The following is a 1,914-nucleotide window of genomic DNA, read 5'->3' as shown; positions in this document are numbered from 1 at the left end:
ATCAAGCAAGGTACCGCCGACAAGTTCAATGCCTACATGGCCTATATGCAACGCGGTGACTTGTCGGGCAAGTTTCAGGGTGGTGTGTTGTTTGGCGGGGTGCTGCTGGATATCTTGCTGGTCATCGATGGCATAACGGCCGTGGGCAAGGTGGTCGCAGCGATGCCGGGCTTGCTGCGCACGGTAGCGGCTCAACTGACTAGTTTGGGGCTGCGTGCTGGTCGGGGAGCAGATGAAGCGGCAACAGCGGCCAAGGTTCTTGAGGCAGTGAAGCCCAAGGCGCCCTCAGCCACCCCGGAATTGCTACGCCAGCAAGCACCATCCAAAAAAGACCTCCCGATTCTGAATCTCCAAAGTGACGATGCCGTCGTCAACGCTTCAGTAGACGCTCTTGCAAAAACTCGGGGTGATCGAGTGCTGAAGCTAGGCGAGTTGAACTTAATCCAGAAGGGAGAAACACTGACCATTGTGGCCCATGGCTCCCCTACAGAGCTAGGCGGGCTCTCTGCAAACGAGGTTGCGGAGCTGTTGAAAGCAAATAAGCTTGAGCCAAAGAAAATTGAGTTGGTTGCCTGCCAAACGGGTCGGGGATGCTTCTACAAGGACCTTTCCCAAGCAATGAATGCACAGGTTAGCGCACCAATGTTCAATGTGAATGTCTTGGAAGACATTTATGGTGTCCCGCAAGTTCGCGACCCCATCACCGGCACACTGCGTAAACCTGGGGAGTTGATTGTTAACGCGAAACCCAAGTCAGATGGCTTTGTTGATCGTCTGGTAAACAGCATTCTAGGGAATTAATTGAAATGAATAAAAATAACCTCAAAGCGTACATGAACGATCTTGGATTTTCGGATGCTCATGTTTACGAGGACATTTCCGAGAGTGGCGCAGTCATTTGGCACAATGATCGCACATCGCTTAAATTCATCTCTAATAAAGACACTTCGTTCATCCAGATGGTCGTGCTCACAGAGCAAGGCGAGTACCTTTTCTACAATGCGCCTTTCAGCTCTGCGGATCAGTTGACTGCGCTCGCGTCGTTCTTGCCACGAAATGAAAGTGGCATATATAGAAAGCTTTGTCAATCCAACGATGAAATAGCTATCCTCATTCCCGAAAAAGAGCCAATCCTGTTTAGACAATAAGTAAAAATATACTGCTGACGCTGCTCTTGCAGCAACGAAGCCCACTTCGGGTCTGCTTTTAAATTCAAGGTTCTCAAATATGGCAGCCTCCTTTGATATTTCACGTGGGGAAGTTTACCTTAATCAAAGTGTCATCTTGCGTGCAGGGCTTACTGCCCAAGAGTTGGCTCAAACAGGTTTGGCATTTACCCGTGAACTTGACATGCAAACTGGTTGGTGCTTCAGGACCGCTTCGGCGCAGACCCAATCAGGGCAGGCCATCCAGCTCTCTCTCGGGTTCGAGCATGATCACCTGAATCGATTGAGCTTCGGATTTGTGAGCGACTCTGACTTGGGGGGCGCGCGCAGCACAAAGCCCATGTCGATTTTCTGGTGCACGAACTGGGTACTCCTAACAGCCAGAACGACAGCCAGTCAATTTATCGCTTTGCGCGGGGAGACATTACGGCAGAACAAGACCCGCGTGGCGGGGGCAGCTATGTGATGGTTAGCTGGGCATGATTCAAATTGCCAGCTAACTTGATTGCTCTGTGAAGCAATGCAACTCATTGAGTTGGAGAGTAGTTACATGGAGGTTACACGTGGTCAAAAACCAAAGAAGCTGCAAGCGCATGTGCGCATAACCGATTGTATTTCCTAGTAGTCTATCCGCGAGATGAACTTTAAACCTTCGGATAGATAGTCCGGCGGAAACGAAAACGGCGCAGGGGATAAAGCCTGCGCCAGACTAGGGCCTGTTAACACTTATTTCGCGCTTGCGCTGGGC

Annotated in this window: 3 protein-coding genes; all 3 read left to right on the top strand. The window is 50.6% G+C overall.

What is annotated here, in order from left to right; genetic code table 11:
- Nucleotides 1–801 (top strand): DUF8616 domain-containing protein (locus B9A19_RS21775; protein WP_139799068.1); only part of this gene is annotated, 801 nt, incomplete at its 5' end.
- Nucleotides 802–806: 5 nt separating this feature from the next.
- Complete coding sequence (locus tag B9A19_RS21770; RefSeq protein WP_084093235.1) at nucleotides 807–1,148, top strand: hypothetical protein; 342 nt, start codon at nucleotides 807–809, stop codon at nucleotides 1,146–1,148.
- Between the two features lie 79 nt (nucleotides 1,149–1,227).
- Complete coding sequence (locus B9A19_RS21765; protein ID WP_084093234.1) at nucleotides 1,228–1,632, top strand: hypothetical protein; 405 nt, start codon at nucleotides 1,228–1,230, stop codon at nucleotides 1,630–1,632.
- Nucleotides 1,633–1,914: the final 282 nt, after the last annotated feature.

Source organism: Andreprevotia lacus DSM 23236 (assembly GCF_900176275.1).
GTDB lineage: Bacteria > Pseudomonadota > Gammaproteobacteria > Burkholderiales > Chitinibacteraceae > Andreprevotia > Andreprevotia lacus.
This window is presented reverse-complemented; position numbering and strand designations above follow the sequence as displayed.

Excerpts from the sequence above, each read along its gene's own strand:
- B9A19_RS21770 (WP_084093235.1), top strand. The coding sequence starts at position 807 with ATGAATAAAAATAACCTCAAAGCGTACATGAACGATCTTGGATTTTCG.
- B9A19_RS21765 (WP_084093234.1), top strand. The coding sequence starts at position 1,228 with ATGGCAGCCTCCTTTGATATTTCACGTGGGGAAGTTTACCTTAATCAA.